The following is a 13,728-nucleotide window of genomic DNA, read 5'->3' on the forward strand; positions in this document are numbered from 1 at the left end:
CGCCAACTCCCTGAGTGCATGCCAATGGGGGGCGATTCTTGCGAGCCGCAGGCGGCCAGGATTGACCGGCATCAAAGTCGACCGGCGCCTAGTTCTTCGGAACTAGACCGACCGACGACGCCCTCATCACAAGGAACGAGGGACGGCCTCAGCCACCTCAGCCGGCCGGCGAGGAGTAGGCGGCCAGGCGCTGCGCATCAAGGATGTGGATGTCGCGCTTGTCGACCTCGATCAAGCCGGCCGCCTCGAGCTCATGCAGCACGCGCGAGAAGTACTCCGGCGTCAGCGACAGCCGCGAGGCCACCGTGGCCTTGCTGACCGGCAGCGACACGGTGATGACCTCGCCGCTGGCGCAGTCCTCAACCAGCTGATCGCGCAGCAGATAGCCGATCACGCGCTGCACGCCGCTGTGCAGCGCATAGGCCTGCACATCGTGAACCAGGCCGTGCAGCCGGCGCGAGATGCCGGCCAGCATGCGCAGCGCAAAGCGGGAGTCCGCCTCGATCTCGCGCAGCACCGCCGCCTTGCCGACGCTGAGCACCAGGCAATCGTTGAGCGCCTGGGCATTGATGATGTAGGGTTTGCCGGTGAACATCAGCGCCTCGGCAAAGCTGTGACCAGGGCCGAGCAGCTCGATCACCTTTTCCTGCCCGGCCGGCGAGATCGCGAACAGCTTGACCTGGCCGGTCACGGTAACGTGGAATTCTTCGCAAGGCTGGCCCACATGGAACAGCGTCTCGCCGCGACCGTAGCGACGCAGCGCGCAGCCGCTGGCCAGGCGCTGCAATTCGGTGGTGCTGAGGTCATTGAACAGCGGCAGATTGGCCAGATAGCGCGGCAGGTCAAAGGCTCGCACATCCATGATGGGGCTCCGAAAGTCCAGCCGCATTGTGGGCGGCGGCCTGCGGGCGACGGCTTGACGGCCGTCAATGAGCGACATCAAAGCCCGCGAGTCAGCCGCGCATAGGCCTGGGCCAGCCTCTGGGGCAGTTCGCTGGGCCGCAGCACCCGCGCCCAGCCCTGGGCGCCAAACAGATGGGGCAGATAGTCCTGCGCCTCCTCATCAATGCTCAGGCAGAAGGGCTGCAAGCCGGCGGCGCGGGCCTGTTGGACCGCATGGCGGGTGTCCTCGATGCCCCAGCGCCCCTCGTAGACATCGAGGTCGTTGGGCTTGCCATCGGTCAGGATCAGCAACAGGCGCTGACGCTCGGGCCGCTGTTGCAGCCGCAGCGTGGCCAGCCGGATGGCCGCCCCCATGCGGGTGTAGTAGCCCGGCTTGATGGCGCCGATGCGCGCCTGCACCGCTGCTCGCCAGGGCTCGTCAAAGCCTTTCAAGTGCTGGATGCGCACCTGATGACGGCGCACCGAGCTGAAGCCCAGCATTGCGTAGGCATCACCGAGCCCGTGCAAGGCCTCGCCAAAGACGTAGAGGCTGTCGCGTATCACGTCGATCACGCGCGACTCGTTGTTGACATAGGCATCGGTGGACAGCGAGAGATCGGCCAGCAGCAGCGTCGCCAGGCTGCGCTCGGCGCGCTGCCTGCGCTGGTAGACGGCGGGCTCGCTGGGTGCCGGCCCGGCCGTGCAGGCCTCGCGTATCCAGGCATCCAGATCGATCGCCTCGCCCTCGGCGCAGCCGCGCTGCCAGCGCGGCGCGGCGCGCAGCAGCTCCAGCCCCCGGCGCACGCGCCGCGCCGTACTGCGCAGGGCCGGCGCCACCTGCAGCGGCTCGCGGGCGTTGCTCAGCAAGGTCTGCACCTGGCAGTGCCGCGGCAGCAGGCAGCGGCGCTTCCAGTCCCACTCCGGCAGCGTCTCGGTGCCGCCGAGCGGCTGGTCGTCTGCGCTGGCGCTGGGCAGGTCGAGATCGAATTTGACCCGCGAGGCGGTGGTCTGCTGGCTGCGCGCCAGCGTCAGCGCCTGCATATCGTCGGCCACCGAACTGGCCTGTTCGTCTTCCTCATCGTCGCTGCCGCGGTCCAGCGGCACATGCTCGCTCCAGGTCAGGATGGACTCCAGCTTGGACGGCAAGAACAAGGCCGGGCGCTCACTGCTCTGCTGCTGCCAGCGGGTTCGGCGTCGCGTCGGGCTGCGCGGTCTCGCACCGCGCTCGCCTTCGCCGCCATCGCCCTCAGGCGTGGCTGTGACATCACCACCGGCAGCAGGCTGCTCATCCCAGGCGTCCAGCCACAGCCAGACCGGCGCCAGCTGCATGCGATCGAGTTCAAGCACCGGCTGCCAGCGTTCGAAGGGCTGGGCCAGCTGGGCACGCAGCGCGCGCTCGGCAATGGCGGCCTCGCTGCCTAGTGTCTCGGGCCGCGGTCGCTGCAGCAGATGGGCGTCCAGCAAGGCCCGGTACCGCGGCAGCAGCCCAGGGCATTGCGACAGCGTTCGTGCCGTCGCCGCGCGATGGCCGGCCACCCAGCCCCTGCCTGGCTGCAGCGAGGCCGCCAAGGCCGACAGCCACAGATAGAGTTCGCGGTTCAGTAAGCGGTCATCAAAGACGTCGATCTGCGGCGGCAGGGCCAGGGTCTCAGCATCCAGCCGGGCCAGCGGCTCACGTGTGCCGGCGCCGGCCAGGCGCTGCAGCCAGCCCCGCGGACCGCCCACGCGGCTCAAGCCCGCCGGCACGACACGTACCGCGCTGCCGCCGCCGGCCGCGCGGAACAGCATCGCCGCGCCCTGCTTCACCTCGTCCAGCATCACCGCCTGGGCCGGATGGCCGCGCCGCGCCGCACGATTGATCAGCCGATGCCATTGTTCACCGACCCACTCTTCCATCGCCTACTCCTGCCTTCTTTGCTTCAGCGTCTCGCGCAAGGCGTCGAGACCCACCGTCCATTGCAGGCTTGCGGCCTGGCCACGTTGCTGGTGCGAGTTCTCGCACTCGCGCAGGCATTGGCCGCACTGCACGCAGGAGAACATCAGCCGCTTGATATTGCGGGGCTTGAGCCGCATCGGGCAGGCCACATCGCAGGCGGCGCCCTCAGGCGCCTGTGCCGTGTTGCAGCTGCGGCAATCACTGGCCCGCTCGCGCGCGAAGGCGACAACCAGCGCACGCGGATTGGCCATCCAGGCCAGGCTCTGGAACAGGCCGACAGCACAGCCAAAGCGGCAGAACAGGTGGCGCGCCAGCAGCATCTCGGTGCTGAACAAGAGCCCGCCAATGACGACGAAGCGGGCCTGATTCGGCGTCAGGCTGCCGTGCAGCAGCCCAGACCAAATCTGCGCCGGTGGCAGCAGATAGGTCAAGAGCGTGATCGCCCACAGAAAGCCGAAGAACAGGCCGCTGAGCACGAACAGCGGCCACCAGCCACCCTGCCCTCGCGGCCCCGATGCCGGCTCCCAGATGCTCAGCCGGCCACTGGCCCGCTGCAACAGCCCGTTCAAGAGCTCGACCAGCGAGAAATGCGGGCACAGCCAGCCGCAGTAGACGCGGCCATAGCGCCAGGCCAGCCCCAGAAAGCCAGCCGCCAGCAGCAGCGCCGGCAGGATGCCGCGCAGCAGGATGGCGAGTGCTGCCTCGTTGGCGCTCAGCGCGCCCTGCTTGAAGGCGTCTATGCCCAGCGACCAGCGGCAGCCCAGCACCCACAGCTGGGTCTGTTGCAGATCGAAGCGCAGGAGGTTCAGCGCCGGCGCAAGCAGGAACAGCGCGAAGAAGCCCAGCTGGGTCGCGCGGCGCAGCTGTTGCAGCCGCGCCATATTGGCATTAGCCATTGCCGATCACGGCCAGCACGATCTCGCCCAGCGCGGCGGCGGTGTCGGCATCGTCGGTCAGTGCATCGACGATGGCCGCCTGGCAGGCCGCGCGCAGGCCGAGGCCGGCGACATGAAGCCGCGCCGCCATCACCAGCAGCCGGGTGCTGGCGGTCTCCTCCAGGTCGTGCTCGGTCAGCCGGCGCAAGGCCTGGCCCAGCTTGACCAAGCGCGCGGCGACCTCGGCGGAGCAAGCACTTTCGGTGCCAACAATCTGCGTTTCGATCTCGGGCCGCGGATAGTCCAGGCACAGCGCCACAAAGCGCTGGCGCGTGCTCGGCTTCAGGCCCTTGAGCAGATTCTGGTAGCCCGGGTTGTAGCTGATCACCAGCATGAAGTCCGGCGCCGCCTCGAGCAGCTCGCCGCTGCGTTCGATCGGCAGCTGCCGTCGATCGTCCGCCAGCGGGTGCAGCACCACAGTGGTGTCCTTGCGCGCCTCGACCACCTCGTCGAGGTAGCAGATCGCGCCCTGGCGGACCGCGCGGGTCAGCGGACCGTCGCACCAACGGGTGTTGCCGCCTTCGATCAGATGGCGGCCGACCAGATCAGCCGCGCTGAGGTCGTCATGGCAGCTGACCGTCACCAGCGGGCGGCGCAAGCGCGCCGCCATGTGCTCGACCAGGCGCGTCTTGCCGCAGCCGGTCGGCCCCTTGATCAGCAGAGGCAGCCGGCTGGCATGGGCCTGCTCGAAGAGCCGGCATTCCTCGCCTTGGGCGGCGTAGAACGGCGCTTCGCCCTGCAGCGCCCGCGCACTCAGCATCTCCATCACGCGGCCCTCAGCTGCCCGGTGAGGGCCAGCTCGTCTTCGTCAGCACCGGCGCCGATGAAGAAGCTGCTCAGATAGGTCAGCAGCCCGGCCAGGAACATCAGGCCGCCAGCGATGCGCACCCAGTAGAAGAAGCGCAGCTGGTCTTGCGTGGCCATGAAGCTCATGGCGCCCTCGGTCGGCATCCGCTGCAGCCAGATCTGCAGGATGCCGGCACCGGTCAGCGCCAGCACCATCACACCCATCCCGATGGTCATGATCCAGAAACTCCACATCTCGACCGACTGCGCACGGCGCGGGTTGGCCTCACGGCCGCGCAGGATGGGCATTGCATAGCTGATCATCGCGATCACCACCAACACATAGGCGCCGTAGAAGGCCAGATGGCCGTGCGCAGCAGTGATCTGGCTGCCATGGGTGTAGTAGTTGACCGGGCTCAGCGTGTGGATGAAGCCCCACAGGCCGGCACCCAGAAAGCCCATCACCGCGCAACCGACGGCCCACAGCACGGCGGCCTGGTTAGGATGCTCGCGGCGGCGGCGCTGCACCATATTGAAGGCAAACAGCGTCATCATGAAGAAGGGGATCGGCTCCATCGCGCTGAACACGCTGCCGACCCACTGCCAGTAGCCGGGCAGGCCGATGAAGAAGAAGTGGTGGCCGGTACCCAGGATGCCGGTGACCAGGGCCATGGTGATGATCAGGTACAGCCACTTGTCGATCACCTCGCGGTCAACGCCGGTGGTCTTGATCAACACAAAGGCCAGCAGCGCGCCGAGGATCAGCTCCCAGGTGCCCTCGACCCAGAGGTGGACGACGAACCACCAGTACATCTTGTCGCGCACCAGATTGCTCGGGTTGACGAAGCTGAACAGGAACATCAGCGCCAGGCCCCACAGCCCCATCAGCAACACCAGGGTGATGGCCGTTTTGCGGCCCTTGAGCACCGTCATGCTGATGTTGAACAGGAAGGCCAGCGCGACGACCACGATGCCGAGTTTGGTCGGCAGCGGCTGCTCGAGGAACTCGCGTCCCATCGTCGCCAGCAGGTTGTTCCCGGTCATCTCGGCCAGCGTGGCATAGGGCACCAGCAGATAGCCGAGGATGGTGGCCGCCCCGGCCGCCAGGAAGACCCAGAACAGGATCTTGGCCAGCAGCGGGCTGTAGAGCTCGGTCTCGGCTTCCTCCGGCACCAGGTAATAGGCCGAGCCCATGAAGCCCATCAGCAGCCACACGATCAGCAGATTCGTGTGCACCATGCGGGCCACATTGAAGGGAATGGCCGGGAACATCAGATCCCCGATCAGGTACTGCAGGCCCAGCGTCAGGCCGAACACGATTTGACCGACAAACAGCGCAATCGCACCGATGAAGTAAAGCTTGGCGACCGACTGCGACTGGAACTTGAGGCTTGTGCTTTTCATGATGTTGGATCCTCAACCTTCGATATTGGGAGGCCACTTTTCGGTGTCCACGCCATTGGTCCATTTGAGGAACTCGACCAGATCGTCGAGTTGCTGGTCGTTGAGGTGGAAGTCGGGCATCTGGCGGCGCCCCGGCGCGCCGGTGGGCTGCGCCTTGATCCAGGCCTTGATGAAATCAGGGCCTCGGCGTGTGTACACATTGCCAAGCTCAGGCGCGAAATAGGCGCCCTCGCCTAGCAGCGTGTGGCAACCGATGCAGTTGCGCGTTTCCCAGACGTGCTTGCCGCGCACGACGGCCGGTGTGATGGCCGCTGATTTGGAACGCTCAGGGATCCGCTGCTCGGTATCGAGGATCAGCGCCGCGAACAGCAGCACGAAGAACAGCGAACCGCCATAGAAAACATTGCGCGCCATCTGGCTGGTGAAGCCTCGGCTCATGGTTGCCTCCGACATGAAGAATGGATGTCGGTAGCCTAGGGATTTGCTCGGGAATTTCCTTGAACCGGGATAAGGAATGCGCAGGCGGCCGCCAGCGCTTGTTCAGCTGGCGCTGAAGATGCCGCGTTCGCTGGCCCAGACCGCCACTTGCACACGCGAGTTCAACTCCAGCTTGCGCAGGATGTGCTGCACATGGATCTTCACCGTGGTCTCGGCAATGCTCAGGCTGCGGGCAATTTCCTTGTTGCTGGCCCCACGGGCAATCTCGCGCAGGATCTCCTGCTCGCGTGGCGACAGGGCCCCCATCGCGGCCTCGCGCGCAGCCTGTGGGGCCGCTGCGGCCGGCGCCGCACTGCTGGCCACGAAGGCCCGCACCAGCTTGTGGGTCATTTCAGGGCTGACGACCGATTCGCCATGCATGGTCTTGATCAGCGCCGCGGCCAGGTCTTCACCATCGATGGTCTTGAGCAGATAGCCCTGCGCGCCATTGCGCAGCGCCGCGCTGAGATCCTGCTCATCCTCGCTGACGGTGAGCATCAGCACGCGCGCCTTGGGCGCAGCCTCGCGCAGCGCCGGCAGCGTGGCCACACCGGTGACACCGGGCAGATGGTTGTCCAGCAGGATCAGGTCAGGTTGCAGCTCGGCCGCGCTGCGCAAGGCCTCGCTGGCATCCGCCGCCTCACCAACCACCTCGACGCCGACCTCCTGAGCGAGCAAGGCGATCAGGCCGCGCCGGAACAGGGTGTGGTCGTCAACGACCAGGGTTCTGATCACTGTCATTGGGTCTCCAGCGTCAGCGCCGCAGCGGATGTGGCGCCAGCCCGCATGGCATCAGCCTGTGGGAGTACGAGGCGGACCAAGGTGCCGCCCTCTGGCGGCCGCTCAATGCTGAGCTGCGCGCCGATGCGCTGCGCCCGCTCGCGCATGATCTGCAAGCCGACATGTGTCTGCGCGCGCTCGCTGCTAGGCGCCTCGAAACCCAGACCGTTGTCCTGCACCTCGAAGCTCCAGCGCGGCAGCTGCTCGACGCGGACACGAACATGATCGGCCTCGGCATGCTTGCGCACATTGGACAGCGCTTCCTGAATGATGTGCAGCACCTGCACCTGGTGGTCAGGCGGCAGCGGCAAGCCGTCGCCATGGACGCTGAGCTGCGTGCTCAAGCCGCTTTGATGCTCGAACTTGGCCAGCGCACTGCGCAGCGCATGCTCGATGTCTTCATGGCCGGGCCGGGTGCGGAAATGGACCAGCAGCTCGCGCACATTGGCGTAGCACTCCTTGACGCCGGTCTCGATCTCGGCAACGGTGCGCTCGACCTCGTCGGGCCGCGCACGGCCGATGGCAGCGCGCAGCAGCTGCACCTGAATCTTCAGAAAGGCCAGCACCTGGGCAATCGAGTCATGCAGCTCCTGCGCGAGCAGATTGCGCTCCTCGGAGACCGCCATCTCGCGGTCACGCGCGACCAGGCGCAGGTTGTCGACCTGCAGCGCAAATTGGCCGACCAGCGCGTCCAGCAATTGCTCCTCGCTGTCGGCCAGACGCCGCTCACCGTAGAAGAACAACTCGACCTCGCCAATCGTGCGCCCGGAAGTCCGCATCGGAATGGCCAGCACCGTCTGGTAGCCGGCCATCTCGCAATGCTTGAGCCTGGGCCCGGCGATGCTGTGAATCGGGATGATGCGCGTCCTGCCGCCCTCGGCATCGGCGCTGCCACAGGCGCAATCGCCCTGGCGCAGGCAGCGTTCGGCGTCGATCATTTCCTGCGGCAGGCAGGTCTGGCCCAGCAGGAGCCAGCGCTCGCCGTCCTGCGCCGCCAGCCGCACGGCGCTGGCGTCGGCACGAACCAGGCGCGCCAGCTTGTGTGCAAAGGACTGCGCCATCGACTCCAGGCTGACGTCCGCCTCAGCGGCCAGCAGGGCCACGTCGTACAGGGCTTCCAGCCTTTCATTCTGCTGAGCCAGGTGCGCGGTCTTTTCCCTCACCCGGTCTTCCAGGCCTTGATAGGCCTGCTGCAGCGCCGCCGCCATCTGGTTGAAACCCTGGGCCAGGCTCTTGAATTCATCGACCGAGCCCAGTTCGTCCACGCGCGCGCCCAGCTCTCCGGCCGCCATTCTTTGCAGCCCTTCGCGCAGCCGCTGCAAAGGCTGGACGATCCAGTTGTAAGTGCCGGCCACAAAGACGACCGAAGCAGCCACGACCAGCAACACCAGGCCAAAGCACAGGCCGCCAAGAATGGCCGTCCGTGAAGCGATCTCATGCTCGATGGCGCCGACAAGCTCATCAATATGGGCAACAAAAGCATCGGTCAGCGGGCTGACGCGAACACCGGCGGGTTCCAGCAGCCGCTTCCGCAAGGCCGGCCAACCCTGCGCGACTCGCTCGAAGTACCGGTGGCAGGCCTCGGTATCAGGCAGGAACAAGGGGCGCTCCGGATCGCCGACACGCAGCCGCTCCACCATGGCGTCAAAGGTCTCAGCGTCCTTGAGCAAATCGCTCTGACGTCCTTCCGCGTGGGCGACTGTCATCCGATAGCTCAGCATGCGCATGCGCCCGGCCTCGTTGATTGCGCCGGCACCGCCTTCGAGCTGCCAGGACACCCACAGCGTGGCGCCTATCGAGGCCAGGGCCAGGACCATGAAACTGGTCTGTATCAGGGCAAGCTTGCCCACAAGGCTGCTGATTCGACGAAGCATCGAAGCAGCTTAACGAGTTTGGGCCTGCGATGCTTGATGTTCATCAAGCGGGTGTGGCGCAAGCCTGCCCGCCATGAAGCCATCGCAACGATTGGCTGCAAACATGGCCTGTCGCCTCTGCATGAGGCCACCGGCAATGCCGGACAAAGAAAAAGCCCGACAACACGTGTATGTTGTCGGGCTTCACGATGTGTTTTGGGGTGGCTGATGGGACTCGAACCCACGACAACAGGAATCACAATCCTGGACTCTACCAACTGAGCTACAGCCACCGCTGCTGAGCCAATCATTATAAGCCGAATATTTCGGCGATTGGAAGAACTTTTTAAACTTTCTTTGGCCTACCGCGTTGGCGGCGATTTTGCGGGCGCCAGACGCTGGCTGCCGCTAAGCGTTGCCGGCCACGACCCTTTCAGGGCGCCGAAGCGGCCGATGCGGCCGCGGCCGGCGCCTTGATACTGGCCTTGTGCTGCGCCTTCAGCGCGTTGTAATACGCTGCCGTCTCAACACCTGCCCAGGCCTGCGCATATTGCTGCGTCAGGCGCTGTGCATCGGCCAGCGCCGCATCGCGCGGCAGCACCTTGTTGACGGCCACGACGACATAGCTGCCCTCGCCTGCGTCAACGCCAACAAAGGCCGGCAGCTTGCTCGCATCGGCACGCAGCACCGCGTCCAGCACCTTGGCCGGCAGCTTGCCTGCTTTGGCGCGCGACACCGTCTCTGCCGCGTCCAGGCCAGCCAGCGAGCCCGACTGCTTCAGCTCAGCCAAACGCGCCTCACCCGCTTTGACGGCCTGCTCGGCAGCCAGCTTCTTCAGCAACTGCTCGCGCACCGCGGCCTTGACGTCAGCGAGTTCAGGCACACGTGCCGGCTTGTACTGCACGACACGAGCCGACACCAGCTGACTTGGAGCAGTCTCCACCGCTTCGGTATTGCGCTTGTTGCGCAGCGCGTCATTGCCAAACACCGCATCAAGCAGCTTGGCCGACGCCACCGGGCCAAGGGTACCGGGCAGCGGCTTGCGCTGCACGGTGGCGGTCTGGATGGCGAGTTTCAGCTTGTCGGCCACCGGCTTCAGGCTGTCGGACTGCTCATACACCAGGTTGCCGAATTGTTCGGCCAGGCCGGCATAGGCCGCCTGGGCCTTTTGCTTGCGAACTTCCTGCTCGATGTCGGCGCGCACCGACTCAAAGCTCTTCTTGTCGCCGCCGCGGATGCCGGTCAGCTGGATGACGTGATAGCCGAAATCGCTTTCGATCACCGGGCTCAGCTCACCCTGCTTGAGCACATAGGCCGCATCCTCGAAAGGCTTGACCATGGCGCCACGCGGGAAGAAGTCCAGATCGCCGCCACGCGCCGCCGAACCCTCGTCCTGCGAGTTCTTGCGGGCCAGCTCGGCAAATCCTGCCGGGTTCTTGCGCGCTTCGGCGAGCAAGGCCTCGGCGCGCGCCTTGGCCTTGGCGCGTTCGTCGGCAGGCGCCGACTTGTCAGCCTTGATCAGGATGTGGCTGGCGCGACGCTCCTCGGCAAGCACATAGCGAGATTGATTCTGCTCATAAAAATCGTGCAGATCTTTGTCACTGAAACTGACCGACGCCTTCATGGCTTCAAGATCCAGCACCACGTATTCGATGTCGGCCGTTTCGGGCAGCTGGAACTTGGCGCTATTGGCCGGCAACTTGTAGAACGCCTCGACGTCGGCGTCCGTGGGATTAAGCTTGGCGATGAAATCCTTACCCTCAAAGCGCTGCAGCTGCACTTCGCGTTGCTGTAGGAAGGCATCAAACGCGATCAGTGCATTGGCTGTCGAGGCCAGCGCCGTATCGCTGACGCCGGCCGTCACCTGGCGCAGGGTCAGGTCTTGCTTCAAACGGTAGGCCAGCATGTCCGAGGTCATGCCCTGGGCCGCCAGCACCGCCTTGTTGGGCGTGCCATCCGGGTTGCGCAGATAGGCAAACTGCGGATCGTTGCGGAACAGAGTGGCCAGGCGCTCATCGCTGACAAACAGCTTCTGCCCGCGTGCCGCCGCCTGCAGCACGCGTTCGCGCAGCAGGTTCTCCAGGGTCTCACGGCGGGCCTCCGGCGTGTCGAACAGCTTGGCGTCGACATTCGGCGCCTGGCGGCGCATGCGCTCGCTTTGATCGCGATGGGCAGCGTCCCATTCGGACTGCGTGATCTTGTGGCCATCAACACTGGCGACGGTGGCATTCGCACCATCCATGAAGCTGCTGTAACCGTTCACACCCAGCGCCACAAACGAGGGCAGGATCAGTATCAGCAAGATGAACTGAAACAGGCGGGTGTGACTGCGAACGAAATCAAACATTCGAAACCTCTGACAGGCCCTGCGGCCTCAGATCAAAAACTCACGCACAAAACACCGGCCAATGCTGCAACAACCGGTCACTGCGCCCGACGGCGCAAACACGACAAAGGCGAACCTCGGTTCGCCTTTGCGTGGGTGGGCATTGTAGCCCTTGGTCCAGTACCGCCTTGCAGACCAAACCCACGTCTGGCCGCTGCGAAACAGTAATTGGTGGGTGCTAACGGGCTCGAACCGCTGACATCTTCCGTGTAAGGGAAGCGCTCTACCAACTGAGCTAAGCACCCGGAAATCCGGATTCAGTTCACTGCGTCTTTCAAGGCCTTGCCGGGGCGGAACTTGGGCACCTTGGCCGACTTGATCTTGATCGTGTCGCCCGTGCGCGGATTACGCCCGGCGCGAGCAGCACGCTTGGTCACGCTGAAGGTGCCGAAGCCTACCAGAGAAACCGTGCCATTCTTCTTCAACGTCGTCTTGACACCACCAATCAGCGCTTCGAGCGCACGCCCGGCAGCCGCCTTGGAAATATCAGCCTGCTTGGCAATGTGCTCGATCAGTTCGGACTTGTTCACGAAGGTACCCCCTCAAAAGAATTTGCAAGGCAAAAGGTCAACGCGACGGGATGTCTGGACCGCCTTCGTGTCGCCGCAAATCCAGCCGAATGATCAGCGAATACATGCCGACGTCACAACACGCGGGAAGCGGATTCTAGACGCTTTCTCTGCTGCCACTGAGGGAGGAAAAGCACCGATACAAGACCGTCAAATCGCAGGCTGTGGCTGGCCGCCGATCAACGCCGAATCACCAGATAGACACCCGCTGCACTCAAGCCCATGCCCAACCACACCGCAGCCCCGAGTTGCTCGCCAAACAACATCCAGGACAGCATGGCTGCACACGGAGGCACCAGGTACATCAAGCTGGTCACCCGCGTCGCGGCACCCCGCTGCAGCATCAGGTAGAGCAGCGAGCTCCCGCCCAGAGTCAGACCCAGCACCGACCAGCCCAGCGCCGCGTAGAGCGCCGGCACCCAGTCCATCGCCTCGCCCTCGAGCAAGCCTAGGGGCGCCATCAGCAGACAGGCCGCGAGCATCTGGACACATAGGGCGGTTCGAGAGTCACAGGGCCGCACAAAGCGCTGCTGATACAGCGCGGCGACGGTGATGAACATCAAGGCCGCAAAGCCCAGCGAGAGATTCAGGGCACTGGCCTCGCCAAGCCCCAGCTTGCGCCAGACGACCAGAACCAGGCCTATCGTGCCAAGACCCAAGCCCGCCCACTGCGCCCCAGACAAGCGCGCCTGCGTCGGGCGCAGACTCAGGTAGACCGCCGTCAACACCGGTTGCAAGCCGGCGATCAGTGACATCGTGCCGGCGCCCAAGCCCTGTTTGACGGCCGCCCAGCCCGCGCCCAGATAGCCGGCATGCATCAAGGCCCCGAGCACGGCCAGATGGAACCATTGCCCACGGCCTTGCGGCCAGCGCGCGCCCACCCAAAGCGCCCAACCCAGCAGGCAGAGCGCAGACAGTGCGAAACGAAGCGCCAGAAAACTCAGCGGAGGCGCATGGGGCATGCCCAGACGAGCGACCACAAAGCCGGTGGACCAGATGGCAACGAACAGCGCCGGCATGCCTGCCAACCATGCCGCGGGACGGGCATCGGCCGGCGCCACGGTGGGCTCGGCAGGCGATGGCGACTTCAGTGCCGCCTTCGCCGCTCCTTCATTTCGCATGGGCCCGGATCTCGGGCAGCGCCTTCTGCAGGTAGTAAACCATGGACCAAATCGTCAGCACCACGGCCGCCAAAATGAGCCAGGTGCCCCAGAGGCGCGTCTCGATCCAGCCAAACAGCAGGCCATCGTAGAGAAGAAAGGGAATGGCCACCATCTGCACCGTGGTCTTCAGCTTGCCGACCATATGCACCGCCACGCTGCGCGCCGCGCCCAACTGAGCCATCCATTCCCGCAGCGCCGAAATCGCAATCTCGCGGCCGATGATGACCAGGGCCACCAAGGCATTGACACGCCCCAGCTCGAGCAGGATCAGCAAGGCGGCGCAGACCAGGAATTTGTCCGCCACCGGGTCCAGGAAGGCGCCGAAAGACGAGGTCTGGTTCAGCTTGCGGGCCAGATAGCCATCCAACCAGTCGGTCAAGGCCACGACGACGAAGATCACGGTCGCGAACAGATTGCGATGCTCCATCGACACGTTCAGATAGAACACGCCAACGATCAGCGGGATGGCCACGATACGGGCCCAGGTGAACAGGGTAGGCAGCGTCAGGAACATGCAGGCATTGTGCCCAAAAGCGAGGCATGCACCCGGGCGCAGA

The 13,728-nt window shown here is 65.0% G+C and carries 12 protein-coding genes and 2 tRNA genes; all 14 read right to left on the reverse strand.

What is annotated here, in order from left to right; translation table 11 throughout:
* Positions 1-157: 157 nt before the first annotated feature.
* Positions 158-862, reverse strand: coding sequence for a Crp/Fnr family transcriptional regulator (locus RQP53_RS02030; protein WP_315648328.1), 705 nt, complete (start codon positions 860-862; stop codon positions 158-160).
* 77 nt (positions 863-939) lie between these two features.
* Positions 940-2,778, reverse strand: coding sequence for a nitric oxide reductase activation protein NorD (locus RQP53_RS02035; protein WP_315648329.1), 1,839 nt, complete (start codon positions 2,776-2,778; stop codon positions 940-942).
* A gap of 3 nt (positions 2,779-2,781) precedes the next feature.
* On the reverse strand, positions 2,782-3,714 hold the full coding sequence (locus tag RQP53_RS02040) for a 4Fe-4S binding protein (protein ID WP_315648331.1): 933 nt from the start codon (positions 3,712-3,714) through the stop codon (positions 2,782-2,784).
* A complete protein-coding gene (locus RQP53_RS02045) occupies positions 3,707-4,519 on the reverse strand; it encodes a CbbQ/NirQ/NorQ/GpvN family protein (protein ID WP_315648332.1) in 813 nt (270 codons plus the stop codon). The genes RQP53_RS02040 and RQP53_RS02045 overlap by 8 nt, the downstream gene beginning before the upstream one ends.
* Complete coding sequence (locus RQP53_RS02050; protein WP_315648333.1) at positions 4,519-5,943, reverse strand: cbb3-type cytochrome c oxidase subunit I; 1,425 nt, start codon at positions 5,941-5,943, stop codon at positions 4,519-4,521. Before RQP53_RS02050 ends, RQP53_RS02045 begins: the two co-directional genes overlap by 1 nt.
* A 12-nt stretch (positions 5,944-5,955) precedes the next feature.
* On the reverse strand, positions 5,956-6,381 hold the full coding sequence (locus RQP53_RS02055) for a c-type cytochrome (RefSeq protein WP_434064039.1): 426 nt from the start codon (positions 6,379-6,381) through the stop codon (positions 5,956-5,958).
* Between the two features lie 102 nt (positions 6,382-6,483).
* Entirely contained in the window at positions 6,484-7,161 is a 678-nt protein-coding gene (locus RQP53_RS02060) for a response regulator (RefSeq protein ID WP_315648335.1), read from the reverse strand.
* The gene (locus RQP53_RS02065; RefSeq protein WP_315648336.1) at positions 7,158-9,074 is read right to left on the reverse strand and encodes a type IV pili methyl-accepting chemotaxis transducer N-terminal domain-containing protein; all 1,917 of its coding nucleotides are present in this window, start codon (positions 9,072-9,074) and stop codon (positions 7,158-7,160) included. Before RQP53_RS02065 ends, RQP53_RS02060 begins: the two co-directional genes overlap by 4 nt.
* A gap of 196 nt (positions 9,075-9,270) precedes the next feature.
* Positions 9,271-9,346 (reverse strand) — tRNA-His (locus RQP53_RS02070).
* Between the two features lie 140 nt (positions 9,347-9,486).
* Positions 9,487-11,400: a SurA N-terminal domain-containing protein gene (locus RQP53_RS02075; protein WP_315648337.1), complete on the reverse strand. Its 1,914-nt coding sequence runs from the start codon at positions 11,398-11,400 to the stop codon at positions 9,487-9,489.
* Between the two features lie 208 nt (positions 11,401-11,608).
* Positions 11,609-11,684, reverse strand: a tRNA-Val gene (locus RQP53_RS02080).
* Positions 11,685-11,696: 12 nt separating this feature from the next.
* Positions 11,697-11,969 carry an HU family DNA-binding protein gene (locus RQP53_RS02085; RefSeq protein ID WP_315648338.1) on the reverse strand — a complete coding sequence of 91 codons (273 nt, stop codon included), beginning with the start codon at positions 11,967-11,969 and terminating at the stop codon, positions 11,697-11,699.
* A gap of 218 nt (positions 11,970-12,187) precedes the next feature.
* Entirely contained in the window at positions 12,188-13,129 is a 942-nt protein-coding gene (locus tag RQP53_RS02090; RefSeq protein ID WP_434064040.1) for a DMT family transporter, read from the reverse strand.
* Positions 13,119-13,685, reverse strand: a complete 567-nt coding sequence (gene pgsA, locus RQP53_RS02095) for a CDP-diacylglycerol--glycerol-3-phosphate 3-phosphatidyltransferase (RefSeq protein WP_315648339.1) — start codon at positions 13,683-13,685, stop codon at positions 13,119-13,121. Before pgsA ends, RQP53_RS02090 begins: the two co-directional genes overlap by 11 nt.
* Positions 13,686-13,728 lie beyond the last annotated feature (43 nt).

The organism is Roseateles aquae, assembly GCF_032337115.1.
Lineage (GTDB): Bacteria > Pseudomonadota > Gammaproteobacteria > Burkholderiales > Burkholderiaceae_C > Roseateles_C > Roseateles_C aquae.

Excerpts from the sequence above, each read along its gene's own strand:
- RQP53_RS02030 (WP_315648328.1), bottom strand. The coding sequence starts at position 862 with ATGGATGTGCGAGCCTTTGACCTGCCGCGCTATCTGGCCAATCTGCCG.
- RQP53_RS02035 (WP_315648329.1), bottom strand. The coding sequence starts at position 2,778 with ATGGAAGAGTGGGTCGGTGAACAATGGCATCGGCTGATCAATCGTGCG.
- RQP53_RS02040 (WP_315648331.1), bottom strand. The coding sequence starts at position 3,714 with ATGGCTAATGCCAATATGGCGCGGCTGCAACAGCTGCGCCGCGCGACC.
- RQP53_RS02045 (WP_315648332.1), bottom strand. The coding sequence starts at position 4,519 with ATGGAGATGCTGAGTGCGCGGGCGCTGCAGGGCGAAGCGCCGTTCTAC.
- RQP53_RS02050 (WP_315648333.1), bottom strand. The coding sequence starts at position 5,943 with ATGAAAAGCACAAGCCTCAAGTTCCAGTCGCAGTCGGTCGCCAAGCTT.
- RQP53_RS02055 (WP_434064039.1), bottom strand. The coding sequence starts at position 6,381 with ATGAGCCGAGGCTTCACCAGCCAGATGGCGCGCAATGTTTTCTATGGC.
- RQP53_RS02060 (WP_315648335.1), bottom strand. The coding sequence starts at position 7,161 with ATGACAGTGATCAGAACCCTGGTCGTTGACGACCACACCCTGTTCCGG.
- RQP53_RS02065 (WP_315648336.1), bottom strand. The coding sequence starts at position 9,074 with ATGCTTCGTCGAATCAGCAGCCTTGTGGGCAAGCTTGCCCTGATACAG.
- RQP53_RS02075 (WP_315648337.1), bottom strand. The coding sequence starts at position 11,400 with ATGTTTGATTTCGTTCGCAGTCACACCCGCCTGTTTCAGTTCATCTTG.
- RQP53_RS02090 (WP_434064040.1), bottom strand. The coding sequence starts at position 13,129 with ATGCGAAATGAAGGAGCGGCGAAGGCGGCACTGAAGTCGCCATCGCCT.
- pgsA (WP_315648339.1), bottom strand. The coding sequence starts at position 13,685 with ATGTTCCTGACGCTGCCTACCCTGTTCACCTGGGCCCGTATCGTGGCC.